Origin of the sequence: Cobetia sp. MC34, assembly GCF_018340035.1 — a bacterium.
Taxonomy (GTDB): domain Bacteria; phylum Pseudomonadota; class Gammaproteobacteria; order Pseudomonadales; family Halomonadaceae; genus Cobetia; species Cobetia amphilecti.
The window spans coordinates 18,875-45,696 of sequence record NZ_JADPPY010000029.1; the positions used below are offsets into that span (position 1 = coordinate 18,875).

Here is a 26,822-nt window from a genome sequence, read left to right on the forward strand (position 1 = left end):
GAAATGGCACTGCCGGAATGGCCGGAAAAATACTGACAACAAGTCCAGGCGTGACCACCACTGACCCATGACGACCCGATTACCGAGTCATCGCCGGGCCTTGCGTAGCGCAACGGGACAGCCTGCCAACCCTGCCCGCCAGCGCCGCGTGCTGACAAGGCTGCAAGGCCCTGCCAGTGGCCAGCGTAAGCAGAAAGAGGCAGCAATGTGGCATCCAGCGCTAGATTACCAGTGAGCAGCACGCCACAATGCCCGCATGATAGAGATGATCTCCCCTGCGACCATTACTGCCCTGTTGACCCGAGGAACGCCATGACTGCCCACGCCCCCTCCACACCCCGTGAGACCCGGCGTAGCGGCAGCGACCCCCTCCCCACCGCCTCGGTACTGATCGTCGATGACGAGCCCGGCATGCGCCGCTATCTGGAGAAGGCACTGTCCTCGCGCTTCGCGCTGATCGAATGCGCCGAGAGTGTCGAGCAGGCCGAAGCCCTGCGCTCGCGCCTGCACTTCGACCTCATCCTGCTCGACATTCGCCTGCCGGGGCGCGATGGCCTGGACTGGGATGAAGCGCTTGCGCCCTCTTCGGTCAGCGATGTCATCTTCATGACCGCCTACGCCGATCTCGAGACCGCTGTGCGAGCGCTGCGGGCCGGGGCCTGTGATTTCATCATCAAGCCGTTTCGTCTCGAACAGTTGCAGGCCGCGCTGGACCGCTGCCTTGAGCGCCGCCAGCTGACGCGGGAAAACTTCCTGCTCCGTCGCGACAATGCCCGCCATCAGCAGGAAGAGGCCAGCCTCAAGGGCGAGAGCCCTGCCATGCAGGAGCTGGCGCATATCATCGCGCGCGTTGCTCCCGCACCCTCGCCGGTGCTGATTCTGGGGGAGTCCGGCACCGGCAAGGAGCTGGCGGCGCGTGATCTGCATCGCCTATCCGGTCGGCGCGGCGCCTTCGTGCCGGTCAACTGCGGCGCCATCAGCCCGGAGCTGCTGGAGAGCGAGCTGTTCGGCCATCTTAAAGGTGCCTTTACCGGTGCCCACCGTGGCCGTGATGGCCTGTTCAGCTTCGCCGATGGCGGCACGCTGTTCCTGGATGAAATCGGCGAGATGCCATTGGCAATGCAGGCCAAGCTGTTGCGAGTGCTGGAGACGCGCCGCGTGCGCCCCGTCGGCGGCGAGCAGGAACAGGCGGTGGACGTGCGTATCGTGGCCGCCACTCACCGCACACTGGAGACGGAAGTGGCCGCGGGCCGCTTCCGCGAAGACCTCTACTATCGCCTCAACGTGTTGAGCCTGACACTGCCGGCCCTGCGCGAGCGCCCGGAGGACATCCCGGCGCTGGCTCAGCACTTCTCGCGCCAGCTGTCGCGTGAACTCAACCTCCCCGCCGTGCCCTGGCAGCATTCTGATCTCACTCGCCTGTGCCACTATTCCTGGCCCGGCAATGTGCGGGAACTCAAGAACGTCATCGAGCGCGCCTTGCTGCTCGGCCGCCTGCCCGGCGATACCCTGCCGGCCGACAGTCAGGCTGAACAGGTATCAGGCCGCCCGGCATGGGATGACAGCGGAGACGCGACCATCTCCGCCGAGGAAGAGGCCGCCAGCAGCGGCTATCCACTCGAGTGGTCATTGGATGCGGTGGAAAAGGCCCATCTGTGCGCGGTACTGGAGCGACATGCCAACAACAAGTCCGCCGCCGCCCGACAGCTGGGCATCTCGCGCAAGACGCTGGATCGCAAACTGACCACCTGGCGCGCCGAGCAGCAAATCAGTGAGGACAGTGGCGCTGAGAGCGGCACTGAGAGCGATCAACCCGCCTCCGCCACCACGTCCGCCGCTCCCTACGGAGCCGACGGCAGCGCATGATCAAGCGCCTGCGCCATTACTTCGCCGGTTCGCTGCGGCGCAGGCTGCTGCTGCTGACACTGGCGCCGCTGCTGGCGCTGATGCTGGCGCTGGTCGGCCTGACCGCCTACTGGACCACGGCCTATACCGACCGCCAGCTGTACATGAACGTGCGCAGCGACCTCGATGTCGCCAGCCGCACGCTGCAGAGCCAGCATCAGCGCCTGCGTGATGGCCTGGAGGCGATGCGTCGTAACCTGCGCCAGCTGGTGGCACCCGATGAGCAGATCGCGCAGCTGTTGCCACGCCTGGTGCCGCGCCTGGATACCATGCGGGACACCCTCAATGCCGACTGGCTGCGCTGGCTGCCCACCGAGCAGTTGCGCCAGACGCCCGGCGTCGCCGCGCTGATTCCGCAACTGGCGCGCGGCGAAAGCCTGGATGGCCTCGACATGCTGTCCAGCGACTCGCTGGCGACGCTGGACCCTGCCCTTGCCGAGCGCGCGCGCCTTGCGCTGCGCCAGACGCCCTACGCACAACCCAGTGCCCGTCGCGAGGAAAACCGCGGCATGCTGCTGCGGGCGCTGGTGCCCATCCTCGATGGCGAGGGCAAGCTGCTGGGCGCGCTGGATGCGGGCCGCCTGCTCAACCGTGATCCGCGTCTGGTCGATGAGATCCGAGATCTGCTCTATGGCCCCGGCACTCTGCCGGAAGATGGCACCGGCACCATCACCCTGTTTCTCGATGATGTTCGCATCGCCACCAATGTCACCGACGCCAGCGGCGAGCGCGCGCTGGGCACGCGCGCCTCGCTGGAGGTGAAGCGTCAGGTGATCGGCAATGGCGAGCGCTATATCAATCGTGCCTTCGTGGTTCGTGACTGGTTCGTGGCCGCCTATGCCCCGCTGGATTCCCTGGATGGCCAGCGGATCGGCATGATCTACGCAGGCTACCCGCAGGCGCCCTACGCGCGGCTCTATCGCGAGACGCTGACGCATATCAGCCTGGTGCTGATCGCGGTCAGCCTGTTGGGGGTGTTGCTGGTGTGGAGCAGCATCGAGCGCCTGATGCAGCCGATCCGCCAGATTCGCCGCGTGGTGCATGCGGTGCGTGATACCCCCTCACAGGAGGGCTTGCGCATAGGCCCGCTGTCCTCTCTGGGGCCGGCGCAGCGACACGGTGATGAGCTGGATGAACTGGCCGAGGAATTCGACGCCATGCTGGCGCGACTGGAAGCGCACCGCCACGAGATACAGCTCGCGGCCCAGACGCTGGAAGCCCAGGTGGAGGATCGCACCCGCGATCTGAGCGCCCAGACCGCCACGCTGCGCGAACGCAGTCAGGCCCTGGAAGAGCACGTCCGCCTGCTGCGTGAAGCGCGTGCGCGCCTGCTGACCCGCGAGAAACTGGCGGCGTTGGGCGAACTGACGGCGGGTATCGGCCACGAGATCAACAACCCCGCCGCGGTGATTCTCGGTCATGTCGAGTTGATCGAGGTGATACTCGGTGAACAGGCCGAGCCGGTGCGCGAGGAAATCGCCACCATCATCCATCAGGTCAAACGCATTCGCGCGCTGGTCGACAACCTGCGTCAGTACGCACGCGATCCTCTCGCCTCCAACGACATTGGCGACGGCAACTCACTGACGCCGTCACTCGTTGCGCCTCACCTCAGCCAGATTCATCCCGACGAGGCGATCCACAGTGTCGAGGTGCTGGTCAGGCACGCGCTGGATCATCATGGCCATCAATTGCAGCATGAGCTGGCGGCGACCCGCTTGATCGAGGCCGATCGCGCGCAACTGACCCAGGTGCTGGTCAACCTGCTGATCAACGCCATCGAGATGGCGCCTGCGCCGGATACGCTGTGCATCACCAGCCGTGATCGTGATGCGGCGCTGGCCGTAATGAATGGTGGGCCAAACAGCCGTCCCGATACGTCAGCTTCAGCGCCAGCCTCAGTGCCAGCGCCAACAGCGGAGCTCGCCCCCGTGGCGGGAGTCGAGATACGCGTCATCGATCACGGCGCTGGCGTGCCCGAGCATCTCAAGTCGCGCATCTTCACGCCCTTCTTCACCACGCGCGCCAATGGCTCGGGCATCGGGCTGTCGGTCTCATCGGGCTTGATCACCCAGCTGGGGGGCAGGCTATGGCTGGAAGATACGCCCGGGGGCGGCGCCACCTTCTGCCTGTGGCTGCCGTGCATCGCACGCCGGCATCATGAGGATGATCAAGGGCGCCATCTGCTCGAGACGCTCAGCGCCGGGGGCAGCAGTCGCTCGCCTTGAGCCACACGCAACAAATGAACTCACCCGGGCGCGGCGAGGCGCACTGCCACGCACTCCCACCCGCGTGCTAGCCTGCGCGCATGCTCACTCAATCAGGCACCACTGATGTCGCACGATAGCTCCCCTACTGTCCCCGAACCTCTCACTGCCGGCAAGGCAGCGCAGCCCACTGACGACGAGAAAATGGCAGACGAGGAAATGGCAGCGTCTCGCACGCTGGGCAAGCGGCTGCGCGAACTGCGCACGCGTCATGGCCTCTCTCAGCGTGAACTGGCCAAGCGCGCCCAGGTGACCAATTCGACCATCTCGCAGGTCGAGCAGGACGCGGTCAGCCCTTCCGTCAGCTCGCTGAACAAGATTCTCGAGGTATTTCCGATCTCGCTGAGCGACTTCTTCAGCGATGAGATCCCCGTCGAACCACCACGCATCCTGCGTGACAGCGAGCATGAGCCGATCGCGGGCTGTGGACCGGGACTCACGCTGCGGCGCATTGATCAATCCCGGCAGACATCGCCACAGCCCCAGGTCGAGCTGGGCAGCCTCGCACCGGGGTGCAGCGCCTATCTGCAGGCCGCGCATGACAGCCTGGTGCTGGTGACGCACGGCGCACTGTGTATCGAATTCCCCGCGACGGCGGCCTGCCAGGAGGCACTTCTCGAATGCGGTGATGCTGCGCGACTGCATGCCGGGGAGCGCTATCAACTGCACTGGCGCAAGCCGGCGGCGTCGCAAGCCGCCAGCGGTGAGCTCGACATTCCTGAAGTCGCCAACCGTGAAGTTACCCACCACGAGACCTCCGACGCTGCCGAGGCCCCAGATTGCCAGTGGCTATGCATCGCACAGAGTCGCTAGGCAGGCATTCGCTCGAGAGCTGCTCGGCCCTGCCAGCTCAACCCTGGCAAGCTCGGTCAAGTTGGCGTGAAGCACGTCGCTAGCCTCTTGCAGCGCGGGAGGGAGGCTGGCCTGCAGCATCAGGCGACTGCTCGCGCACCTCATCCCAGGGGTCATTGGTGGCCGGTTCGGCCAGGAAGCGCTCCACCATGGTGTGCGGACAGAAATCTGCCAACCATTCCTCGCGAATCGGATAGCCCTCCTCTGCCAACAACTCGTTCATGCGTCGCGCGAGGCCTTCAGCGGAATGCGGCGCGATGGCGTGTTCCAGCTCGCCCTTGAGGATCTCGCGTATTCCACCACGGCAATCCACCGAGACCACCGGTGTGCCGCAGGCCAGCGCCTCCATCAGCACGATACCCATGCCCTCGACACGCGAGCTGAGCACAAATAGCTTGGCGGCACGCATCCAGGCATAGGGGTTGTCACGCTGACCAGCGAAGATCACCCGCTCGGCGATGCCAAGCCTCTCAGCCTGGGCTTCCAGGGCTTCCCGGCAATTGCCCGCCCCCACGATCACCAGCGGCTCCTTCGGATTGGCCAGGGCATAAGCCTCGAGCAACAGGGCGTGATCTTTCTGCGGCACCAGACGCGCCACATTGAGAATGAAGGGCTCAGCGGGGATATCCGGCTCATCCATGGCGGCCTGCTCGCGGATCCGGGTGATCGGACAGGCATTGACGATCGTCTCGATATGCGCCGGCGTCACCCCATGCTGGCGAGCAATGTCACGTGCCCCTTGCGCCACATCCTCGGACACCGCCACCAGATGCTTGTCCTCCAGCAGGCAGCGAGCAAACATGCGCTGCTTCCACTGCGGGCCGCTAAAGTTGACGCGATTTTCCAGCACGTACCGTGCACGGGAATCCTTGAAGCCCCACACCTGCTCGAAGGTTCCCAGGCCACGGAAGATGATGCGGTCAACCTTGCCGTGCTCCTGCTCGAATTCCTTGAGCCAAGCGGCGAATTCCTCGCCACCGGCCTTGCCGACCCACACGAAATTGGAGCGACGGATCACGGGATTGAGCACCAGACGTGACGCCAGTGTCGTCAGGGCGCCGCCGACGGAACGCTGGACGCGCTGCTGAATCGGCACGATGTGCTGCTGGACGCTGGCATCCTGCGGCTCCAGCACCTGATCACGACCGCGCCAGATGACCATATGCGTCTCGTGGTCATTCGCGGCCAGACTGTCGGCAAGATTGACCGCCACTCGCTCCATGCCGCCCATTTTCAGGCTTCTCACTACGACCAGGGTACGCAAGCATCACTCCTTCGAATGTCCGCCAGTACCGTCTTGTGTCGCGTGCAAGGCATGCGAAAACGATAGCTGGCGTCTGGTGGGAAAACGAAAAATGCAACTCACATGTGCCAGTCACTCAGCACAGGAGAGTTGCATTTATCTGAACCGTCATTCGCGGAAATGTTCCCTGCGACCACTCATCAAATGGTAATCATTCTCCCTCTTTCGCCGGCGGCAGAATCAGGTTGAGCACGATGCCCAGAATGGCGGCCAGGCTCACGCCCTGCAGCGTGAACTGACCACCACCGACCTGCATGCCACCGATCCCGAACACCAGGATCAAGGAGGCGATCACCAGATTGCGCGGTGCGGTCAGTGAATCCCCCGCGCGCACCAGCGTGTTCATGCCGACTACGGCGATCGAGCCGAACAGCAGGCACATGATGCCGCCCATTACCGGCGTGGGAATCGTCTGCAGCACGGCGCCGACCTTGCCGATGAAGGCCAGCGAGATCGCGACACAGGCCGCGACCGTCATCACGCGCGGATTGAAATTGCGGGTCAGCATGACCGCACCGGTCACTTCGGAATAGGTGGTATTGGGCGGACCACCGAACAGTGACGCCGCCGACGTCGCCAGGCCGTCACCGAGCAGCGTGCGATGCAGTCCCGGCTTCTTCAGGTAATCGCGCCGTGTCACCGAGCCGATCGCCACCATGTCGCCGATGTGCTCGACGGCAGGCGCGATGGCGACAGGAATCATGAACAGAATGGCGGAAAATTCGAAGGTCGGCGCAGTGAAGCTTGGCAGCGCCAGCCACTCAGCGGCATGCACCGGCGAGAGGTCGATCACCCCCATCACCAGCCCCAGCCCATACCCCGTCAGGATACCGCCGAGGATCGGCACCAGGCGCAACATGCCACGCCCGAAGATCGATAGCACCAGCGTCACGCCAAGACTGGCCAATGACAATGTCAGCGCCTGAGCATGCGAGATGTTGTCGCTGAATTCGCCGGTGGCCATCTGCACCGCCGTCGGTGCCAGCGCCAGACCGATGACCATGATCACCGGACCGACCACGACGGCCGGCAGCAGGCGATGCACGATGCCGACACCCTTGAGGCGAATGCATTGCGCCAGCAATACATAGACCAGGCCCGCGACGAACAAGCCGCCCATGGTGGCAGGAATGCCGAAGTTCGCGACCGAGCTTTGGATGGGCGCAATGAAGGCAAACGATGAGGCGAGGAAGACCGGCACGCTGGCCTTGGTCACGCACTGGAAGACCAGGGTGCCGACACCGGCCGTGAACAGGGCGACGTTGGGGTCAAGCCCGGTCAGCAGCGGAACCAGCACCAGCGCACCAAAGGCGACGAACAGCATCTGCGCGCCGGTGACGAGCGTCGTCAGCGAGAAGCCTTCCTGTTCCGGCAAGGGCACATGGGCAGACGACGCATGGGGAGAGGAGGTATCAGAGGACGGTGATGAAGACGACATGGCAGCACTTCTTTTCACGGGCGGAGGAGTCAACCGCCTGATCCTGACTGCTCAGACAGGTCAGACAGATACAAAAACGCCCCGCGCAGATGCGCAGGGCGTTGTCATCTCTGGCGGGCGCTCAGCGCGTGCCGAAGATCTTGTCGCCGGCATCGCCGAGGCCCGGCACGATGTAACCGTTCTCGTCGAGGCGGTCATCGACGGAGGCGGTGTAGATCTCGATGTCCGGATAGGATTCCTGCACCTTGGCGATCCCCTCAGGCGCCGCGACCAGCACGATGACCTTGATCTGCTGGCAGCCCTTGGCCTTGAGCATGTCCAGCGTGGCGATCATGGAACCGCCGGTCGCCAGCATCGGGTCGATCACGATGGCCAGACGCTCGTCGAGATCTGACACGAACTTCTCGAAATACGGTACCGGCTCCAGCGTCTCTTCATCACGGTACAGGCCCACGACGCTGATGCGTGCCGGGGGAATCAGGTCCGTCACGCCATCCAGCATGCCCAGGCCGGCGCGCAGGATCGGGACGATGGTCACTTTCTTGCCCTTGATGGTCTGGACATCCAGCTCGTTGCCGCTCCAGGCATCAATGGTGGTAGTTTCCAGCTCCAGGTCCTGGGTTGCCTCATAGGTCAACAGCTTGGCGACCTCACTGGCCAGCTCACGGAAGCTCTTGGTGCTGATGCCTGCTGCACGCATCAGTCCAATCTTGTGCTGAACCAGCGGATGATTGATGGCATGGACGCTCATGGAAATACCTCTTGGGACAGAAGATGGTGCAAACGATACGCAGCATTACCCCCGCCGGCTCGGACGGTAGCAGCGGGAAGGCTGGTAAATTGAGCGCATTCTAGCCGAGCACGACATTGATGTTAAGCGCGTCCGTCCTCCCCACGGGCCAAGCGGTCAAGGAAATCACCGACAGCGGCACAATATTGAGAATAATCAAATCGCTCAGACAGAATCTGCCGCGCACGGTTACCCATTTCCCGACGAAGCTCTGGACGAGTGATCCAGCTGTCAAGAATTTCGGCCAATGCGACATGTGATATCACCTTGGCCGTGACTATGTCATCGTCATCAGGCGAGTAGACACTGACCTCAGGACCGATGAAGGCGGGATCATACTTGCCGAGTTCAGCTATCGGCCTGACGGCGGGGAGCACGGCGCCATTTTCCCCCGCGATAACCTGTTCAGGCAACCCATCCACATTACCGACGATGGCCGGTACGCCATGCGCTAGCGCCTCCTGCACCACATTGCCGAAAGGCTCTCGCCAAGAAGGACAGATGAAGGCATCCAGCTTGCAGTAAAAGCTGGGCATATCTTTGACCGGGCCATGAAAAGTCACGACATCATCGAGCCCCCATTTGATTGCCAGGGCTTCTAGGGGCTGTCGCAGTGGGCCATCACCCGCAACATGCAATTCCACATTCTCATGCTTCTCTCGCAACAACCTTATTGTCTCGAGGGCGATGACAGGGGCCTTGAGCGCTGTCAGTCGACCCGCGAATCCCAGGCGAAAGGCCTCTCCGTCATGCGTTGCCGTCATCTGCGGCAACATCATGGCATTGCGCGCGACAAGTGCTGGACACTCTTCCGGCAAACCAAGCTTCAGCTGCAGCATCCGTAGTGAGGCGTGGGAGTTGCAGATGACACCAGACCAACGTTTCACATAACGCTGGACGTCCGGGGCTGGCTCGATGAACCACGCACTGCCACGCTCGAAATGCACGATGGGAAGATCGTCCGGCAACGCAATAGGAAAATTGCGATATTTATTCCAGATGACTAATTGCTCAAGTGACAAGGTCTTCAGCAGCTTCCGCTGATAGGCAGGGCGCAGCCATGGGATCTGCTTCGGGAGATTGACACCACGAGGACCTTTTATTGAATGGATACGCAAGGAATGATCGTGCAATTCTTCCTGCACAATAGGATGCAGTGTATCGGTCATAGGGAGTAAGTGGTAATCATTCCCAGTCTTTATCATGTCATTGAAGAAGCGAGAGAAGTGGCGTTCAACTCCTCCAAGATTCTTTAGACTGACGAGATGACCAATCCTAGGCTGACTTAACATGTCATTTCCTCTATATAAATACGATCACTTTAAACACCAAGACTAGCACAACTATACGTACGCAAGATGCCACGAATGGAGACTGACTAAAACTCACGAGTCTAGCGCGACACAAATATCATGCCAATGGCGATCCCTTTATAGACAAGGAAGAATACCCAAAGCTGGCAAAATTCTGAGCATGGGGAATAGCCACTTTATCTCGAGTCATTGGAGCGATACTTTCTCTTGCTTTACAGCAATAGGGATTACTCTATTGAGATAAGCGATAACTGTATCAATATTCGACTTTTCAGCAATCACCTTGAAGCTATAATTCAACGCTTCGAAATATCCCAGCAAGCCGACCCTCGAGCCATCATCTTTGCCCAAGATAAATAAAGCTTAGAGAGAAAAAACTTGTGATAAATCTTCATACAATATTATCTATGATATCATGACACAAAACGCTTTACATAACAACCCGATACTGCTCCACCCTCCCTGTCCCCAACATGCAAAGACTATTTAACGACACTTTCCCGAAGAGGGCTTAGCAAGATTTTATTATAAGTCAAACTTAAACCTATGACATCTATTTCAATGAATTTGCAAATAAACACAATTTCGATCTTTCAATTTTTCAAACCGTCAGAAAAGATCTACCCGACAGCACAAGCAATATATATGCGCGAGATAATAATCTTATTAGAACAATCCACAGCTAGCCAGCATAAAAATATTTTACGCTGAAATTTTGCGCGACTCATTACATTGAAACTCGAGCTAGGAGGCAATAGGCAACCAACGTGTGTCCAGCGTCGTAAAGAAGAGACGCTAGATAAAGCGCTGGCATAATGCTACAGTATGGACAAATAGACTTACGGTGTGATCATAAGCCATGCTACATATTTTTATATCCTGCGATGAAAATTATGCGCCTCATCTTGCCACTACTATTATTTCCATTCTGGATAATTGTCAGACGCCTGAAGACTTATGCTTCATTATAGGGGACGCAGGATTGACGTCGAGCACCATTTCTCGGCTGCAAGAAATGATCACCTGCTATAAATCAAACATCACCTTTACTTACTTAGACAAAAGCAAGTTCGAAGGCTTGGAGGTCAAGCGATATGGATTATCTATATATTTCAGACTTTATCTAAAAGAAGTCATTGCCCCATATATAAAATTTATCGTATGCATCGACTGCGACACAGTTGTCGTGGAAGACATTACGACAATCATGGATGATTTACCAACACTTGATTTCACACTCGCTGCTGTAGAAAATATAGGGCGATCTCCCTATAAATCTTTGGGGCTGGAAAAAGGAAAATATTTCAACTGCGGCTTGATGTTAATCAACATGCGCTATTGGAAAGAACTCAATATTGGAGAAAGAGCATTATCTTTTTTGCGCGAACACCCGGAACTCTGTACTTATCCAGAACAATCTGCACTCAACAAAATCCTCGATGGTGAGTGGACACAATTACCATTGGCATGGAATGCCCAGCGCCCTGCATACAAGAATCTCGAGAAAAGAATGCATGAGCAACATAGACCGAGAGAAGAGTTTTTGGAGTCCATCCAAAAACCCAAGATGATTCACTATATGGGAAAACGCAGCAAACCTTGGGAATATGGCTCTCTACATCCGCTCAAAGATATATATTTTTATTACAGAGCCATGACACCCTGGAACTCCGGCGTCATTATCAACAATAAAACATTCAAAAAAACAATCATGTCCTGTATAGAATTGCATAAGATTTACAAGTACCAGAAAAGACGCGCGATGAGTCGAGAGCTGCTTGATTCACATCGTTGTTAATATTATGGTATGCCCCCTAGAGAAGTCATTTCCTATATCATTCTTACATTGAAGACTGACTGCCCATCACATCATCAATAAAGCCCCGACACCCTGACAGCATTTGGCCGGCAAAAAGTCTCGCGCAATGATCATTCGAGGCCACGTCCATTTACCTGCCCTGCTCCGGGCTGCCGCCCCATCACACCAGTACATGAGTGATTTCACGCGACTCGAGCGCCTGCGCGACCAGAATGGGATTACGCTCCACCCGACGCAAAAGGGCTCACTGATGCCAAGCGACAGCTGCAACGTGCAACTGAGCGAAAGAAGTTGGTGAAGCCCCGCCCAGATTCTTGAGGCTGATGAGATGCCCCGCACGAGGCCCTTGCAATGTCGGATGTGTCAATGTGCTTTCTCGTCTTCACACTCGGTCATTAAGCAGCGGCAACTGCCAGTCGACCGGCTTTTCCCCACGCGCTTCCAGCCAGGCGCTGGCTTGAGAGAAGTGGCGAGAGCCGAAGAAACCGCGGTGCGCTGCGAGGGGGGATGGGTGCGGCGCGTGGAGCACCAGGTGCTTCTGGGCGTCCACAGCGCGGGCCTTCTTCTGGGCATGACTGCCCCAGAGCAGGAAGACGACACCCTCACAGTGCTGATTGATCACGTCGATGGCGCGGTCGGTGAATTGCTCCCACCCCTGCTTCTGATGCGAGGCGGCCTTGCCCTGCTCGACGGTCAGCACGCTGTTGAGCAGCAAGACGCCCTGCTTCGCCCAGCTTTCAAGGAAGCCGTGATCGACGGGTTCGACGCCGACATCGGTGGCCAGTTCCTTGTAGATGTTCTTCAGCGAAGGCGGCGGGCGCACCCCGAGGCGTACCGAGAAGCACAGTCCGTGCGCCTGGCCCGGGCCGTGGTACGGGTCCTGGCCGAGGATCACGACCTTGACGTTGGAGAGCGGCGTCAGCCAGAAGGCACGGAACCAGTCATCGGAGTGCGGATAGATGACCTTGCCGGCATCTTTCTCGGCGCGCAGAAAGTCGCGCAGACGCTGCATGTAGTCAGCCTGAAACTCTTGGCCGAGATGCGCCTGCCAATCGGCAGGCAACACCTCGGAGCGGCCAGTCGCGGCAGTCTCCAACGGCATGTCAGCTATCGCTCTCTTGCTTCTTGAGCTGCTCGGCGATCGGCTCGACGTAGGCGATGCCCATGTCCCACGGGAACTGGATCCAGCAGTTCTGCGGCACTTCGGTGATGAAGCCATCGACCAGCGGACGACCTTCCGGCTTGGCATAGACAGTCACGAAGTGCGCCTTGGGCAGCATGTCACGCACCGCACGTGCGGTGTTGCCGGTGTCGACCAGGTCATCGACCAGTAGCCAGCCGTCACCGTCGTGGTCGACGCCCTTGACCACTTCCAGACCACCCTGCTCCATGTGGTCGTGATAGCTCTTGATGCACACGGTATCGATGTGGCGGATACCCAGCTCGCGGGCGATCAGGCCGGCCGGAATCAGGCCACCGCGGGTGATGGCGATGATGCCCTTGAAGTCGCGACCACTGAGGTCGTGACATAGCGCGCGCACATCACGGTGCAGCTGGTCCCAGGAGACGATGAAGTGGTCGTGGTAGCGTTCGGAAGACATGTGGGTCACTCGCAATGACGAAACAGAAGGAAAGCATGGTGGCTGGCGCGCCACCGCACAAGGGGAAGATCCACTCAGCCACGCCGGAGCGCGGACAAGGGCCTCAGATTCGCTGCCCGCAGCAACGACGATGGCCCTGCCAGAAGACAGGGCCATCGCGTCAAGCCGGCATTACTCGGATTCGGTGAAGCTGCACGCCGCGAAGACACTGTGGCCTTCTTCACGAATGCGCGCGGAGCCGCCGATTTCCGGCAGATCGATGATGGCTGCCGTCTCGACGACCACACCACCGGTGCGCTCGATCAGCTTGCAGGCCGCCAGCATGGTGCCGCCGGTAGCGATCAGGTCATCCATCACCAGGATGCGATCGCCTTCACGGAAGGCATCGGAGTGCAGCTCGACAGTGGACTCACCGTATTCCAGCGAGTAGGTCTCGCTGATGGTCTTGAACGGCAGCTTGCCCTTCTTGCGCACCGGTACGAAGCTGCAGCCCAGCTCGTAGGCCAGCGGAGCACCGATGATGAAGCCACGCGCATCGATGGCGGCGATGGCGTCGATTTCCATCTCCTGATAGCGGTGCACGAAGGAGTCGATCAGCTTGCGGAACGCGGCGGAGTTCTGCAGCACCGGCGTGATGTCACGGAAGTTGACGCCTTCCTGGGGCCAGTCCGGCACGGTGCGGATGACAGACTTGATGTAGTCGCTGTAGATGCTCATTAGAGGGCTCCGTCGAGGAACAGGTATTTGCAGGCGAACAGGATGGCGAGAATCACCAGCCCCGGGCTCAGATCACGATAACGGCCGGAGAACAGCTTGATCACGGCGTAGCTGATGAAGCCCAGCGCGATCCCGTTGGCAATCGAGTAGGTCAGCGGCATCACCAGGGTGGCGATCACCACCGGTGCCGCTTCAGTAATGTCGTTCCAGTCGATGCGTGCCAGGCCGCCCGTCATCAGGCAGGCGACATACAGCAGCGCACCGGCAGTGGCGAAGGCCGGAATCGAGGTCGCCAGCGGCGACAGGAACAGGCTGACGAGGAACAGGCCGGCCACGACCACGGCCGTCAGGCCGGTACGTCCGCCGGCGGCCACGCCGGTGGCGGATTCGATGTAGCTGGTCACGTTCGAGGTGCCCATGACAGAGCCGACCATGGTGGCACTGGAATCTGCCATCAAGGCCCGTCCCAGCCGCGGCAGGTGGCCACGCTCATTGGTCAGGCCAGCCTGCTGGGAGACGGCGATCAGCGTGCCCGAGGTGTCGAACAGATCGACGAACAGGAAGGCGAAGATGATCGACACCATGCCCAGATTGAAGGCGCCGGCGATATCAAGTTCCGCCAGCGTCGGCAGCATGCTCGGCGGCATCGAGGCAAAGCCGTGGAAATCGTTGTTGCCGGTCAGGGTCGCTAGCAGAGTCACGACAAGAATGCCGATCATCACCGCACCGATCACCTTCCGATACGACAGCGCGACGATCAAAAAGAACGAGAGCAATGCATACATGGCCGCCGGTGAGGACAGATCGCCCAGCGTGACCAGCGTGCCCGGGGCGTCGACGACGATGCCGCTGCCCTGCAGGGCAATGATCGCCATGAACAGGCCGATGCCCGCGGCGATGCCGGTCTTCAGCGAGGCGGGAATGGCATTGATGATCCACTCGCGAATCTTGAAGGCGGAGAGCAGGAAGAAGCTCACCCCGGACAGGAAGACCGCGCCCAGCGCGACCTGCCAGGGCACGCCCATCTGACCGGCGACCGTATAGGTGAAGAAGGCCGTCAGCCCCATGCCCGGCGCCAGCGCGATCGGGTAGTTGGCGTAGAGCCCCATGACCAGACAGCCGATGGCGGCCGCCAGACAGGTCGCGACGAACACGGCGCCGTGATCCATGCCGGTGGAGGCCAGCATCGAGGGAGCCACGAAGATGATATAGGCCATCGCGAGGAAGGAGGTAAATCCTGCGATGACTTCGGTACGCACATTGGTACCGTGCTCGGAGAGCTTGAAAAGACGTTCCAGCATTGAGGTAGCCCCTATCCTTGAGCAGTGCCTGTCCGGCAAGGCGCAGTGGTCGGTGATTGTCAGAATCAGCAGATCAAGACGAACTCGCTCGGACAGGTATGCCGCACAGGGCGTCGGATGAAGCTTTTCCCCTGTTCAGCCTGCCTGAACCACGATGCCCCGCCAGCGGCAGGGCATCGAAAGGCGCAACATGGTACCCAAAGGTCTGCAGCGAATCGAGCATTCCCGGCATATTTCCTGACCAGTCAGACGAGTTCTGGCGTCCTGCCAGCGAGTTGATCCGCTGCAGACCTGCAAGCCTCATGCCAGACGGGAGGCCATGACCCGCTCGACGGTCTCGACAATCGCCTGGGTCTGCGGGTCGACTTCAAGGTTGACCTGATCACCGACGGCGCGCACGCCCATCAGGGTGCGCTCGAGCGTCTCGGGAATCAGATTGACGCAGAAGCGTGTGCCCTGCACCTCGCCGATCGTCAGGCTGACACCGTCGAGTCCCACATAGCCCTTGTCGAACAGAAAACGCATCAGCTCGGCCGGCGCCTGGAACCAGATACGACGATTGTCCGCAGTGGCCTCGATGGCATCGATGGTCACCATCGCCATCACATGCCCGGACATCGAGTGCCCGCCGATCTCGTCGCCGAAGCGTGCCGCTCGCTCCACGTTCACGACGCTGCCCACCTCGAGTTCGCCCAGATTGGTCAGACGCAGCGTCTCGCGCATCAGGTCAAAGCTGGCCAGTTGACCCTCAAGCGCCGTCACGGTCAGACAGCAACCGTTATGGGCCACCGAGGCCCCCAGCTCCAGCCCCGCCTCCAGTCCCGCCGGCAACCGGACCTGATGCGTGCGAAAGTCAGTGCGTTCTTCAATGGCCACCACTTCCGCCATGCCTTGTACAATACCCGTGAACATGCGTGATCTTTCCTTGCACTGCTGCTTCTTGCTGTCGAGAAGCCATGAATAAGGGACGGCATGCAGCAGCGAGATGACCGGCATGCCCAGCCGAAATCCTAGCATGGTGGACTAGCCGTCGACATGCTGGCGTTGTCTGCCGTGGGAGTGCGCGGCGTTGCCGCCCTCACCACCCGCCACTCGCAACAGACGAGCACGGCTGCCACCGCGAACGCAAAGTAGCCAGAGCGGGCCGCAACTCATGCCCAACTGACCGTCAAGACAGGAAAGCCGTCGCTGGCAGTTGAAACCCGCGTCACGACAAGAGCCTTGTAAGAAATGGCTTACAGAGCGTATCGCCGAATTGCCATATCGAACGACAGTTCGAATAAACGTCCAGCGCAAGACCAAAGTCGTTGACACCCCCAAGGTGACTGATAGAATGCGCCTCAAATCTGTTTGGCGCCGATTTGTACCCGGATTGCGGGCGCCCACCACGAGAGCTGGTCTCACGGGGTGCAAGTTCTGCTAAAAGGGTGTGTCCAGCGTTGATGGCCACCCGTCTTGGGTGGTCTTTTTTCTCCCCACTGGATCGCTCCCCTCTTCGCTGTCTGCCATGTGCGCAGACGCCGGCAGAACGTTCTGTCCTCTACAGACCTTCGCCCGCAATCCGGTTGGTGCCTTAACCACTCGGACCCCCATGATCACACTCAAGAACGTCTCCAAGACTTACGGCAGTGGTGACAAGGCCGTGGTCGCGCTCAAGGATGCCAGCCTCACGGTTCCTCAGGGCGCCATTACCGGTGTCATCGGCCTGTCCGGTGCCGGCAAGTCGACCCTCATTCGCTGCGTCAATCTACTCGAACGCCCCACTGCCGGTAGCGTCGTCGTCGATGGTCAGGAACTGACCGAGCTCGACGAGTCCGCCCTGCGCAGCGCTCGTCACCAGATCGGCATGATCTTCCAGCACTTCAATCTGCTCTCCTCACGCACGGTCTTCGCCAATGTGGCGCTGCCGCTGGAGCTGGCTGGCATCTCGAAGGACGAGATCAAAAAGCGCGTCGAGCCATTGCTGGAGCTGACCGGCCTGGGCGACAAGGCCGACCAGTATCCTGCCCAGCTGTCCGGCGGCCAGAAACAGCGTGTGGCCATCGCCCGTGCGCTGGCCAGCCGCCCCAAGGTGCTGCTGTGTGATGAGGCCACCTCGGCCCTCGACCCGCAGACCACCGCCTCCATCCTTGAGCTGCTCAAGGACATCAACACCAAGCTGGGCCTGACGATCCTGCTGATCACCCACGAGATGGAAGTGGTCAAGAGCATCTGTGATCAGGTCGCCCTGATCAGCGGCGGTGAACTGGTCGAAGTCGCCTCGGTAGGCGATTTCTTCACCGCACCGCAGACCCGCCTGGGTCGCGAGTTCCTCAATGACTTCCTGGAGCTTGAGCCGCCGCGTGCGCTGGTCGAGCGCCTCGAAGCCACGGCCGGCCCGCACACCCACCCGGTGGTGCGACTGGCCTTCAGCGGCGACGCCGTCTCCACTCCGCTGATCTCCCGTCTGGCGCGTGAATGCCAGGTGGATGTCAGCATCCTGCAGGCCAAGGTGGAATCCATTCAGGACCGCACCCTGGGCCTGATGATCGCCGAACTGATGGGCGACAGCCGCCAGACCCGGCAAGCGCTCGATTATCTCGAATCCCACGACCTGAAAGTGGAGGTGCTCGGTCATGTCACCCGCACTGCTTGAACTCGTCCTGTCCTCCACCCTCGAGACCCTGTACATGGTCGCGGTGGCAGGCCTGATCTCCGCGGCACTCGGCATTCCACTGGGCGTGGCACTCTACACCTCGCGTCCCGGCCAGATTCTCGCGCGCCCGGCACTCAACAGCGTGTTGAGCATCATCACCAACATCGGTCGCTCGGTGCCGTTCATCATCCTGATGGTGGCGATCATCCCGCTGACGCGCCTGATCGCGGGCAGCTCGATCGGCACCAATGCCGCCATCGTGCCGCTGACCATCGCCTCGATCCCCTTCGTCGCCCGCCTGATCGAAGGTGCACTGAATGAAGTCGGCCCGGGTCTGGTCGAAGCCGCCCAGGCCATGGGCGCCACGCCGATGCAGATCATCACCAAGGTACTGTTGCCGGAAGCGCGCGGCGGCATCATCAACGGCCTGACCATCACCGTGGTGACCCTGATCAGCTATTCCGCCATGGCCGGCACCGTCGGTGGCGGCGGCCTGGGGGATCTGGGCATTCGCTACGGATACAACCGTTTCGACCCGATGGTGATGCTGGTGACCGTGGTCATCCTCGTCGTCATGGTGCAGGGCTTCCAGAGCCTGGGTGACCACCTGGTGCGCAAGTCGAATCACAAGTGACACCTGCCGCCACGGTGACGAGCGCTCGACAGCCGTCGGTCGCTCCACATGCAAGAATGCTTTCGGTATCGTGACGGCTCATCACGATGAGCCATCACTCATAATATCCCGCGGACCGCGTCGGTCACGCTGGATCACAAGGAGAACCTCGATGCGCAACATGCTGACCACACTGTCTTCCCCGCTGCGCCTTGCCGGTGCCGCGACCCTGCTCGGCGCCACCCTGCTGGCAGGCTGTGGCAACGACGCGTCCGACGAGAACACCCTCAAGATGGGCACCGTCGCAGGCCCGGAAACCGAAGTGATGAAGGTCGCGGCCGAGATCGCCAAGGAAAAGTACGACCTGAACGTCGAGATCACCGAGTTCACTGATTACGTGTCACCGAACGCCGCTCTGGCCGATGGCTCGCTGGACGCCAACGCCTACCAGCACCAGCCGTACATGGAATCCATGGTGCGTGAGCGCGGCTACAAGTTCGCCAGCGCCGGCAAGACCTTCGTGTACCCGATCGGTGCCTATTCCGAGAAGTACGAAGACATCAGCGAACTGCCGGACGGCGCAACCATCGCCCTGCCGAACGACCCGTCCAACGAAGGCCGCTCGCTGATCCTGATGCACGACCTGGGCATGATCGAGCTGACCGACAAGAGCAACCTCGAAGCGACCCCGATCGATGTCGCCAAGAACCCGCATGACTACCAGTTCAAGGAAATCGAGGCTGCCCAGCTGCCGCGCATCCTGCCGGACGTCGACCTGGCCTTCATCAACAACACCTTCGCCCAGCCGGCTGGATTGAAGCCGGAAGACGCGCTGATCCGTGAAGGCGCCGAGTCTCCGTACGTCAACCTGATCGTCGTGCGTCAGGGCGATGAAGACAGCGAGAAGGTGCAGAAGCTGGTCAAGGCCTATCAGACGCCGGAAGTCGAAGCCAAGGCGGAAGAGCTGTTCAAGGGTGCGGCGGTACCGGGCTGGAAGTAAGCCTCACCCCACGTCACCGACAGACGCCTGAACGCAAAGCGCCGACCACTGGTCGGCGCTTTTGCATCCGGTGGATGACTCATCTCATCACGCATCTCATCACGCCCAGCAGCCGGCGCAGTGCGAGCAGACACGCGCGCAGGACACGCTTGAAACAGGCGACCCGCGACCGCATTCTTGCGCCATCTCGCCACCTTACCTATCCCTCAGGAGCCCTCATGGCCACTCGCCCCGACTATTCACTGCTGGCCCGCCAGCTGGATGCCATCCTCGATACCCGCGACTGGCTGACCAACGCCTCCCAGACGGCTGCCTTCGTCAACATGACAGTGGAGAACCTCAACTGGGCAGGCTTCTATGTGCAACGTCAGCCGCAAATCCTGCACCTGGGGCCGTTCCAGGGTCAGCCGGCCTGCCACCCGATTCCCTTCACCAAGGGCGTGTGTGGCGCTGCCGCTACCGAGCGCACCACCCAGCGTGTCGCGGACGTGCACGCCTTCCCGGGCCATATCGCCTGTGACGCCGCCTCGCGCAGCGAGCTGGTCATCCCGGTGCTCATCGAGCAGGACGGTCAGCAAGTGCTGTGGGGTGTGCTGGATCTGGACAGCCCGAGCCCCGAGCGCTTCGACGAAGAGGATCAGGCCGGCATCGAGCGCCTGGTCGAGATCTTCATCGCCTCCAGCGACTTCGACAGCGTTCCTGCCTGACAAACTGAGCGCCCGCCTGACAGACAGCCTGAACGTCAGCATCACGCTCTGCCGCCCGCCGCGCCACTCGCACGGCGGGCGGTTTGCGTTGTGGCCTGTCAGGCCTTGCACAGCCCCGTGCGAGATGACAGGTTAAGAGCTCTCGCCCCCGACAGGAGCCAAACATGTCATCCCGGTCGCCATCTCATCCCTCGTCGCTCTCTACATCGCCCTCCTCCCCGGATTCGCCGCCCCCACATGCGGAGGCCTCGCTGCACAATCACGACGAAGCGCATGCCGGGCTTGAGCAGGTCATCAAGCATCTTGAGCGCATCAAGGCCTTCACGGCGCGCACCGGCAATGACCTCGGCGCCAAGCGCACCCTGCTTGAGGCTTACTTCGCCGCCGATGCCAGCATTCTCGACACCGGCGTGACACCGCGTCTCGCGATGGTGTCAGGCGGCGAGGGAGAGCGTGTCTGTGAGGTATTGCCGGCACCCGAAGACGCACCAGCGCGCCCGCGTCGCCTGCTGTATGTGCATGGTGGCAGCTGGATCGCAGGCTCACCTGCCGGCCATCGTCCTCTGGCCAGCCGTCTGGGGCGAGCGGCACGCGCCGAGACCTACACCCTGGATTACCGCCTCGCGCCCGAGGCCGCCTTCCCGGCCGGCCTGCAGGACGTGCTGGCCGCGTGGCGCTGGCTGTGTGACGAATACCCGCAGGACCACCTGCTGCTGGCCGGTGACAGTGCGGGCGGCAACCTCACGCTGGCGGCCGTGAATGCGCTCAAGAGCGCAGGTGAGCGGCTGCCGGATGCGGTGATCGCCTTCTCGCCCGCCACGGACCTCAGCTGGGGCAGCGCCTCGCTGTCGCGCAAGGCCGAGGTGGACCCGGTCCTCGATCCCAATCTGCTGCCTTTCGTGAGCATGGCCTATGTGCAGGACGGCACCGACATGAGTGATCCGCGCATCTCGCCGCTGGAGGGAAATCTGTTTGAGCTACCACCGACGCTTATCCAGTGCGGCGAGGCGGAGATCCTGCTCGATGACAGCCGTCGCTATGCTACTCAGGCGCAGGACTGCGGCTCGCCCGTCACCTTGAGTCTGTGGCCGGACATGCCACATGTGTTCGTCGGCTTCGCCCCACTGCTGAGCGCTGCCAATGCCGCCCTCAAGGAAGCACGCGAATTCCTCGACGAGACACTTGTCTGAGCGGCGCGCACCAATCCCGCGGCAGATTTTCATGACACGCACACGAAAACGCCAGACTCGATGAGCCGGGCGTTTTCTGGAATCTGGTAGGACCAGGCGGATTTGAACCGCCGACCTCCACGATGTCAACGTGGCGCTCTAACCAACTGAGCTATGGTCCTGAAGTGTGGCAGATGACACAGGAACACTTGAAACATACCGTGGAACGGCTTGGTAGGACCAGGCGGATTTGAACCGCCGACCTCCACGATGTCAACGTGGCGCTCTAACCAACTGAGCTATGGTCCTGAATCAAGTGGCGCGATGTTGCCATCAGTGCCGATGCTGGTAGGACCAGGCGGATTTGAACCGCCGACCTCCACGATGTCAACGTGGCGCTCTAACCAACTGAGCTATGGTCCTATGTCAGCATGCTGAAACGCGAAGCAGTGTGATGCGAAGTGCTTTGCCCTGTCAGCGAGGACGTATTCTACGCAACTCCCGTTTTGATGCAACCCCCTGATGATAAAAAATTTTCTCGCCATTCCGCCTTGCCATGATCAGGCAAATAGAACGGGCATAGAGCGGACATAGAACGAGCACGGACCGGCCGCGCGCGTGGCACGCAAGCGAGGCACGTCATCGCGGCCAGGCCTGAAAAGGACTCATCCGGTCTGATCTGCCCTGCTCAGCCCTACGCCGCCAACCACTCTTGTCGAATGGCACAAGGTTGGCTGGCAGCGCACGGACACGACAATGGCTGGCCGCAGCGCCTCGACGGCTAGAGGAAGACCCGACGCAGCGCAGCTGCCAACACGGCCCCCAGCAAGGGACCGGCGATCGGCACCCAGGCATACTGCCAGCCCGAACTGCCCTTGCCGGCAATCGGCAATACCCAATGCGCGATGCGCGGCGCCAGGTCACGCGCCGGGTTCATCGCGTTGCCGGTCGGCCCACCCAGCGACAGGCCGATCGCCCAGACCAGCACACCGATCAGATATGGCAGCGCCTGATCGGTGACCAGCGCGCTGTCGACCATGCTGCCGATGGCGAAGATGAGCACCACCGTCGCGATCGCTTCACTGATGACATTGGCCGCCTTGTTGGCCACTGCCGGATCAGTACAGAAGACCGCGCGTTTGCGCAGCGGGTCTCGGGTCACCTCCCAATGCGGGTAATAGGCCGCCCACACCAGCACCGCCCCCATGAAGCAGCCCAGCAGCTCCGCCAGCATCATCCTGGCGACCTTGAGCTCGTCGGTATGCACGCCCAGCAGGTATTTCGCGATCGTCACCGCCGGATTGAGATCGCCGTAGGGCGACCCTGTCGAGGTCGAGACCAGCACCCCGACCATCACGGCAAATCCCCAGCCGGCATTGATCATCAACCAGCTGGAACCCGCTCCCTTGGTGCCCCTGAGCATCGCATTGGCGACCACGCCACCTCCCAGCAGAATCATGAAGGTGGTACCCAGAAACTCGCCCGTCATGACGTCAGTCCACATATTGATGACCTCCGCCACTTGCCCCCTGTCAGTCGTCTACCGCCACCTCTCGCCCGCACGAACGCGCCCCATGACGATGGAGTGGTGCTATCGCCGGGGGGATGGCGAGAAAAGGCGGAGACCCGAAATGACTTCGCCCCGTCGAGGGACGGGGCGAAGTCAGGCTACAGTGCCACAGGTGCAGGGGGCTGCTCCAGCGGATTGCGGCAAGGATTTGTTACAGCAGCAGATGCCACATGGAGGCCGCGATCAAGGCACCCGCCAGGGGGCCGGCGATCGGCACCCAGGCATACCCCCAGCCGGAAGCGCCCTTGCCGTGAATCGGCAACAAGGAGTGCGCGATACGCGGGCCCAGATCACGTGCCGGGTTGATGGCATAACCGGTCGCGCCACCCAGCGAGAGACCGATGGCCCACACCAGCATGCCGACCAGATACGGCAGCAGGCCAGCGCTGATGGTGCCGGAACCGACGATGGCACCGATACCGAAGATCAGCACCACGGTCCCGATCACTTCGCTGAGCATGTTGCCCAGACGACACTCGACTGCCGGGTCAGTGCAGAACACCGCCCGCTTGAGGCCAGCATCGCTGGTGCGCTTCCAGTGCGGCAGATAGGCCAGCCACACCATCACGGCACCGGCAAAACAACCGAGCATCTGCGCGATGACATGCCGCGCCACATCAACGAGGGTGGCATGCACCCCGAGCAGATACTTGGCCAGCGTCACCGCCGGATTGAGGTCCGCCTGGGGCGAACCGGTCGAGACGGCCACGAATACGCCGATCATCACGGCAAAGCCCCAGCCGGTGGTGATCACGATCCAGCCGGAACCATTGCCCTTGGTGTCAGACAACACCACATTGGCGACCACGCCACCGCCGAACAGGATAAGGAACAGACAGCCGAGAAACTCGCCTGTCATGACATCAGTCCACATGCTCAGTGCCCTCCGTCGCTTTTCACTCTTTCCACCGCTTCCAGCCAGCCGGCGTAGAGGCGCTCACGCTGCTCTTCCGCCATTTCCGGCGCGAAGGTACGCTCGCAATGCCACAGCTCGCTGATCTCATCCAGGCTTTCATACCAGCCGATATGCAGGCCAGCCAGATACGCGACACCCAGCGCCGTGGTCTCCAGCACGCGCGGACGATCCACCTTCACGCCCAGCATGTCTGACAGGAACTGCATCACCCAGTTGTTGCTGACCATGCCGCCATCCACGCGCAGATTCGCGCAGTTGATGGCCACGTCATCCAGCATGCACTCCTGCAGGTCACGCGTCTGATAGCACACCGACTGCAGGCCGGCCGCCACGATATCGGTGATGCCGGTGCCACGGGTCAGCCCCAGAATCGCGCCACGCGCCTGCGGGTCCCAGTGCGGTGCCCCAAGGCCGGTGAAGGCCGGCACCATGTAGACGCCGTGGTCGGCCTTGGCCGCACGCGCCAGCGGTTCGGTCTCGGAGGCATCGGAGAACAGCTTCAGGCCATCACGCAGCCACTGCACGGTTGCGCCCGCCACGAAGATGCTGCCTTCCATGGCATAGGTCGGCTTGCCATTGAGGCGATAGCCCACCGTGGTCAGCAGACGATTGCGGGACAGCTCCATCTTCTCGCCGGTGTTCATGATCATGAAGCAGCCAGTGCCATAGGTGCTCTTGCTCATGCCGGGCGTGAAGCAGGCCTGACCGACCAGCGCCGCCTGCTGATCGCCGGCCACGCCGCGAATCGGCATCGCCGCACCGAACAGCTGCGGGTCGGTGGTGCCGAAATCATCACTGGAATCCAGCACTTCCGGCAGCAGGGATTCCGGGATACCGAACAGCTCCAGCAGCTCGCTGTCCCAGCACTGATCGACGATGTTGAACAGGCAGGTACGCGAGGCGTTGGTGGCATCGGTGACGTGACGCTTGCCAGCGGTCAGCTTCCAGATCAGGTAGCTGTCGACGGTACCGAAGGCCAGCTCGCCCTTCTCGGCGCGTGCGCGAACGCCTTCGACATTCTCGAGAATCCAGCGCAGCTTGGTCGCGGAGAAATACGGGTCGATCAGCAGACCGGTCTTCTGCTGGATCATGTCACCATGACCGGCATCGGAAAGCTCACGACAGTACTCGTGGGTGCGACGGTCCTGCCAGACGATGGCGTTGTAGACCGGCACGCCGGTCTTGCGGTCCCAGACGATGGTGGTCTCACGCTGGTTGGTGATCCCGATGGCGGCCACCTGCTCGGCGCCGACATTGGTGTTGATCAGCGACTGACGCACGGTGCGCTTCACCGACCCCCAGATATCATCGACGTTGTGCTCGACCCACCCGCTGTCCGGGAAATGCTGCGGGAATTCTTCCTGTGCCAGACCTGTCACCGTCCCTTCACGATCGAACAGGATGGCGCGGGAGCTGGTGGTACCCTGGTCGATCGCGAGAATGCGCGTGGGTCCATCGACGCGAGAGTCTTTCTCTGGCTTGGGGCTAGACATTATGACTGTCCTTGGCTTCGAGGCTGCTTCTGAGAGTACACGTCAGCGGAGACTGCGGTACTTCACTATATTGGCTCGGGTATCATGTGAGAGCGACAGGAGAAAGCGGGTTGGCTTTGTCCTCTCCGCGCTTGGCAGGCGCAGCGAGAACACTTCCTCTTGAACCATCACAACCGAACACGAAATGTTCGTCTTCGAATATCGCTGCAAACGTTAGCGCCAAATGCGCGCTATCACAAACGTATTACCAATCAATATCATTGTACCTTGGTCTCATGTCCATTGCGCCGACATGGCCTGTTGCAGCTTCGCAACACCTTGACGCCATTCGTCAAATTGCACTGACGCCCCCCTGTTGGATTAGGATGTACCCTCGCTGGACGACCCCACTCCCCAACGGCAACCGTGATGCGCACTTGCTGACATGAAGTGAACTCACGTTTCGCAAGCCGCTGACAACAAGAGAGCAGGATGATGCAGCCAAAGCGCCATCGCGCCATTGTCGAACTGATCACGCGTCAGGGATATGCCTCCATCGAGCAGCTGGCCAGTCACTTCGAGGTCACGCCGCAGACCATTCGTCGCGACCTCAATCAGCTGTCCGAGGCCGGCGCGCTCAAGCGCGTGCACGGGGGCGCGGGGCTTGAGTCCAGTACCGTCAGCACCGCCTACAGCACCCGCAAGACATTGAACCTGGGCGCCAAGCGGCGCATGGCGGCGGCCTTGGCCAGGCAGATTCCAGACCACGCCTCGCTGTTCATCAACATCGGCACCAGCAACGAGATGGTGGCCGAGGCGCTATGTGATCACCACGGGCTTGAGGTCATCACCAACAACCTGAACGTGGCGGCCATCCTCCAGCACAAGGAGGATTTCAATGTCATCGTGGCCGGCGGCATGGTGCGTTCCCGCGATGGCGGCATCATCGGCGAGGCCACCATCGACTTCATCAACCAGTTCAAGGTCGACTTCGGGATCATTGGCATCAGCGGCATCGATGAAGATGGCTCGCTGCTGGAATTCGACTATCAGGAAGTGCGTGTCGCCCAGGCGATCATCCACAACTCACGCCAGGTCTTCCTGATCGCGGATCACTCCAAGTTCCAGCGCAATGCGGTCGTGCGCCAGGGCAACCTGAGTCAGCTCGATGCGCTCTTCACCGATATCCAGCCCCCGGAAAGCATCCTGACCCTGATGCGTCAGCACGAGGTCGCGCTGCATGTCGCCGGTGACGAGTCGTCGGACGAGAGTGGTGGCGCTTGAGCACCAGGCCGCGCCATCCAGCCCACTAGTCGCCTCACCGACTAGTCATCGCGCAATCAGGGCCAGGCAATACGCCGTCGTGCAGCCTGGCCCGGCTCTCGCCCCCTTATCCCACGCCCCCCCCCTTCCTTCTTCCCCCCTTTTGCCCCC

22 protein-coding genes and 3 tRNA genes are annotated in these 26,822 nt (G+C 61.0%); 10 read left to right on the forward strand and 15 right to left on the reverse strand.

Going from position 1 to position 26,822, the window contains the following annotated elements; translation table 11 throughout:
• The first annotated feature begins 312 nt into the window (after positions 1-312).
• The 3 genes from IZU87_RS13620 (at position 313) to IZU87_RS18165 (ending at position 4,985) form a co-directional block, all read left to right on the forward strand.
• A complete protein-coding gene (locus tag IZU87_RS13620; protein ID WP_213114868.1) occupies positions 313-1,866 on the forward strand; it encodes a sigma-54-dependent transcriptional regulator in 1,554 nt (517 codons plus the stop codon).
• Positions 1,863-4,133 (forward strand): sensor histidine kinase, encoded by a 2,271-nt coding sequence (locus tag IZU87_RS13625; protein WP_213114869.1) that lies wholly within the window; start codon positions 1,863-1,865, stop codon positions 4,131-4,133. Before IZU87_RS13620 ends, IZU87_RS13625 begins: the two co-directional genes overlap by 4 nt.
• A gap of 183 nt (positions 4,134-4,316) precedes the next feature.
• Positions 4,317-4,985 carry a helix-turn-helix domain-containing protein gene (locus IZU87_RS18165; RefSeq protein WP_249330614.1) on the forward strand — a complete coding sequence of 223 codons (669 nt, stop codon included), beginning with the start codon at positions 4,317-4,319 and terminating at the stop codon, positions 4,983-4,985.
• A 79-nt stretch (positions 4,986-5,064) separates the two neighbouring features.
• On the opposite strand, the gene IZU87_RS13635 is transcribed toward IZU87_RS18165, so the two are convergent.
• The 4 genes from IZU87_RS13635 to IZU87_RS13650 form a co-directional block, all read right to left on the reverse strand.
• Positions 5,065-6,288, reverse strand: coding sequence for a glycosyltransferase (locus IZU87_RS13635; protein ID WP_249330615.1), 1,224 nt, complete (start codon positions 6,286-6,288; stop codon positions 5,065-5,067).
• 190 nt (positions 6,289-6,478) lie between these two features.
• Positions 6,479-7,765: a uracil-xanthine permease family protein gene (locus IZU87_RS13640; protein ID WP_084589577.1), complete on the reverse strand. Its 1,287-nt coding sequence runs from the start codon at positions 7,763-7,765 to the stop codon at positions 6,479-6,481.
• Between the two features lie 121 nt (positions 7,766-7,886).
• A complete protein-coding gene (gene upp / locus IZU87_RS13645) occupies positions 7,887-8,516 on the reverse strand; it encodes a uracil phosphoribosyltransferase (RefSeq protein WP_213114870.1) in 630 nt (209 codons plus the stop codon).
• 122 nt (positions 8,517-8,638) lie between these two features.
• Positions 8,639-9,847 (reverse strand): glycosyltransferase, encoded by a 1,209-nt coding sequence (locus IZU87_RS13650; RefSeq protein WP_213114871.1) that lies wholly within the window; start codon positions 9,845-9,847, stop codon positions 8,639-8,641.
• A gap of 880 nt (positions 9,848-10,727) precedes the next feature.
• Between IZU87_RS13650 and IZU87_RS13655 the strand changes: the two genes are divergently transcribed.
• Positions 10,728-11,666 (forward strand): glycosyltransferase family 8 protein, encoded by a 939-nt coding sequence (locus tag IZU87_RS13655; RefSeq protein ID WP_213114872.1) that lies wholly within the window; start codon positions 10,728-10,730, stop codon positions 11,664-11,666.
• A gap of 403 nt (positions 11,667-12,069) precedes the next feature.
• Here the strand turns inward: IZU87_RS13655 and ung are convergent, their stop codons facing one another.
• The 5 genes from ung to IZU87_RS13680 form a co-directional block, all read right to left on the reverse strand.
• Entirely contained in the window at positions 12,070-12,789 is a 720-nt protein-coding gene (ung, locus tag IZU87_RS13660; RefSeq protein ID WP_213114873.1) for a uracil-DNA glycosylase, read from the reverse strand.
• Position 12,790: 1 nt separating this feature from the next.
• The gene (gene gpt / locus IZU87_RS13665) at positions 12,791-13,288 is read right to left on the reverse strand and encodes a xanthine phosphoribosyltransferase (RefSeq protein ID WP_043335607.1); all 498 of its coding nucleotides are present in this window, start codon (positions 13,286-13,288) and stop codon (positions 12,791-12,793) included.
• 171 nt (positions 13,289-13,459) lie between these two features.
• Complete coding sequence (locus IZU87_RS13670) at positions 13,460-14,005, reverse strand: adenine phosphoribosyltransferase (protein ID WP_043335609.1); 546 nt, start codon at positions 14,003-14,005, stop codon at positions 13,460-13,462.
• Positions 14,005-15,306 (reverse strand): NCS2 family permease, encoded by a 1,302-nt coding sequence (locus IZU87_RS13675; RefSeq protein WP_043335611.1) that lies wholly within the window; start codon positions 15,304-15,306, stop codon positions 14,005-14,007. Before IZU87_RS13675 ends, IZU87_RS13670 begins: the two co-directional genes overlap by 1 nt.
• 300 nt (positions 15,307-15,606) lie before the next feature.
• Positions 15,607-16,218, reverse strand: a complete 612-nt coding sequence (locus IZU87_RS13680; RefSeq protein ID WP_054557313.1) for a riboflavin synthase — start codon at positions 16,216-16,218, stop codon at positions 15,607-15,609.
• 679 nt (positions 16,219-16,897) lie between these two features.
• On the opposite strand from IZU87_RS13680, the gene IZU87_RS13685 reads away from it, so the two are divergent.
• The 5 genes from IZU87_RS13685 to IZU87_RS13705 all read left to right on the forward strand — a co-directional run bounded on the left by IZU87_RS13685 (position 16,898) and on the right by IZU87_RS13705 (position 21,451).
• On the forward strand, positions 16,898-17,941 hold the full coding sequence (locus tag IZU87_RS13685) for a methionine ABC transporter ATP-binding protein (RefSeq protein WP_213114874.1): 1,044 nt from the start codon (positions 16,898-16,900) through the stop codon (positions 17,939-17,941).
• Positions 17,922-18,575 (forward strand): methionine ABC transporter permease, encoded by a 654-nt coding sequence (locus IZU87_RS13690; RefSeq protein WP_107336314.1) that lies wholly within the window; start codon positions 17,922-17,924, stop codon positions 18,573-18,575. The genes IZU87_RS13685 and IZU87_RS13690 overlap by 20 nt, the downstream gene beginning before the upstream one ends.
• 160 nt (positions 18,576-18,735) lie before the next feature.
• Positions 18,736-19,554, forward strand: coding sequence for a MetQ/NlpA family ABC transporter substrate-binding protein (locus IZU87_RS13695; RefSeq protein ID WP_213114882.1), 819 nt, complete (start codon positions 18,736-18,738; stop codon positions 19,552-19,554).
• A gap of 218 nt (positions 19,555-19,772) precedes the next feature.
• Complete coding sequence (msrC, locus tag IZU87_RS13700) at positions 19,773-20,261, forward strand: free L-methionine (R)-S-oxide reductase MsrC (protein WP_131432461.1); 489 nt, start codon at positions 19,773-19,775, stop codon at positions 20,259-20,261.
• Positions 20,262-20,425: 164 nt separating this feature from the next.
• A complete protein-coding gene (locus tag IZU87_RS13705) occupies positions 20,426-21,451 on the forward strand; it encodes an alpha/beta hydrolase (protein WP_283248913.1) in 1,026 nt (341 codons plus the stop codon).
• Positions 21,452-21,535: 84 nt separating this feature from the next.
• Here the strand turns inward: IZU87_RS13705 and IZU87_RS13710 are convergent.
• From IZU87_RS13710 to glpK, 6 genes are all read right to left on the reverse strand, one after another.
• Positions 21,536-21,612 (reverse strand) — tRNA-Val (locus IZU87_RS13710).
• Between the two features lie 50 nt (positions 21,613-21,662).
• A tRNA-Val gene (locus tag IZU87_RS13715) sits at positions 21,663-21,739 on the reverse strand.
• Between the two features lie 37 nt (positions 21,740-21,776).
• Positions 21,777-21,853, reverse strand: a tRNA-Val gene (locus IZU87_RS13720).
• A gap of 358 nt (positions 21,854-22,211) precedes the next feature.
• A complete protein-coding gene (locus IZU87_RS13725; RefSeq protein WP_213114875.1) occupies positions 22,212-22,934 on the reverse strand; it encodes an MIP/aquaporin family protein in 723 nt (240 codons plus the stop codon).
• 217 nt (positions 22,935-23,151) lie between these two features.
• A complete protein-coding gene (locus tag IZU87_RS13730; RefSeq protein ID WP_249330616.1) occupies positions 23,152-23,874 on the reverse strand; it encodes an MIP/aquaporin family protein in 723 nt (240 codons plus the stop codon).
• A gap of 2 nt (positions 23,875-23,876) precedes the next feature.
• Positions 23,877-25,409, reverse strand: a complete 1,533-nt coding sequence (gene glpK, locus IZU87_RS13735; protein ID WP_213114876.1) for a glycerol kinase GlpK — start codon at positions 25,407-25,409, stop codon at positions 23,877-23,879.
• 471 nt (positions 25,410-25,880) lie between these two features.
• Between glpK and IZU87_RS13740 the strand changes: the two genes are divergently transcribed.
• Positions 25,881-26,672 carry a DeoR/GlpR family transcriptional regulator gene (locus tag IZU87_RS13740; RefSeq protein WP_213114877.1) on the forward strand — a complete coding sequence of 264 codons (792 nt, stop codon included), beginning with the start codon at positions 25,881-25,883 and terminating at the stop codon, positions 26,670-26,672.
• Positions 26,673-26,822: the final 150 nt, after the last annotated feature.

Coding starts and splice junctions, on each gene's coding strand:
- IZU87_RS13620 (WP_213114868.1), top strand. CDS start 313: ATGACTGCCCACGCCCCCTCCACACCCCGTGAGACCCGGCGTAGCGGC.
- IZU87_RS13625 (WP_213114869.1), top strand. CDS start 1,863: ATGATCAAGCGCCTGCGCCATTACTTCGCCGGTTCGCTGCGGCGCAGG.
- IZU87_RS18165 (WP_249330614.1), top strand. CDS start 4,317: ATGGCAGACGAGGAAATGGCAGCGTCTCGCACGCTGGGCAAGCGGCTG.
- IZU87_RS13640 (WP_084589577.1), bottom strand. CDS start 7,765: ATGTCGTCTTCATCACCGTCCTCTGATACCTCCTCTCCCCATGCGTCG.
- upp (WP_213114870.1), bottom strand. CDS start 8,516: ATGAGCGTCCATGCCATCAATCATCCGCTGGTTCAGCACAAGATTGGA.
- IZU87_RS13650 (WP_213114871.1), bottom strand. CDS start 9,847: ATGTTAAGTCAGCCTAGGATTGGTCATCTCGTCAGTCTAAAGAATCTT.
- IZU87_RS13655 (WP_213114872.1), top strand. CDS start 10,728: ATGCTACATATTTTTATATCCTGCGATGAAAATTATGCGCCTCATCTT.
- ung (WP_213114873.1), bottom strand. CDS start 12,789: ATGCCGTTGGAGACTGCCGCGACTGGCCGCTCCGAGGTGTTGCCTGCC.
- gpt (WP_043335607.1), bottom strand. CDS start 13,288: ATGTCTTCCGAACGCTACCACGACCACTTCATCGTCTCCTGGGACCAG.
- IZU87_RS13670 (WP_043335609.1), bottom strand. CDS start 14,005: ATGAGCATCTACAGCGACTACATCAAGTCTGTCATCCGCACCGTGCCG.
- IZU87_RS13675 (WP_043335611.1), bottom strand. CDS start 15,306: ATGCTGGAACGTCTTTTCAAGCTCTCCGAGCACGGTACCAATGTGCGT.
- IZU87_RS13680 (WP_054557313.1), bottom strand. CDS start 16,218: ATGTTCACGGGTATTGTACAAGGCATGGCGGAAGTGGTGGCCATTGAA.
- IZU87_RS13685 (WP_213114874.1), top strand. CDS start 16,898: ATGATCACACTCAAGAACGTCTCCAAGACTTACGGCAGTGGTGACAAG.
- IZU87_RS13690 (WP_107336314.1), top strand. CDS start 17,922: ATGTCACCCGCACTGCTTGAACTCGTCCTGTCCTCCACCCTCGAGACC.
- IZU87_RS13695 (WP_213114882.1), top strand. CDS start 18,736: ATGCTGACCACACTGTCTTCCCCGCTGCGCCTTGCCGGTGCCGCGACC.
- msrC (WP_131432461.1), top strand. CDS start 19,773: ATGGCCACTCGCCCCGACTATTCACTGCTGGCCCGCCAGCTGGATGCC.
- IZU87_RS13705 (WP_283248913.1), top strand. CDS start 20,426: ATGTCATCCCGGTCGCCATCTCATCCCTCGTCGCTCTCTACATCGCCC.
- IZU87_RS13725 (WP_213114875.1), bottom strand. CDS start 22,934: ATGTGGACTGACGTCATGACGGGCGAGTTTCTGGGTACCACCTTCATG.
- IZU87_RS13730 (WP_249330616.1), bottom strand. CDS start 23,874: ATGTGGACTGATGTCATGACAGGCGAGTTTCTCGGCTGTCTGTTCCTT.
- glpK (WP_213114876.1), bottom strand. CDS start 25,409: ATGTCTAGCCCCAAGCCAGAGAAAGACTCTCGCGTCGATGGACCCACG.
- IZU87_RS13740 (WP_213114877.1), top strand. CDS start 25,881: ATGATGCAGCCAAAGCGCCATCGCGCCATTGTCGAACTGATCACGCGT.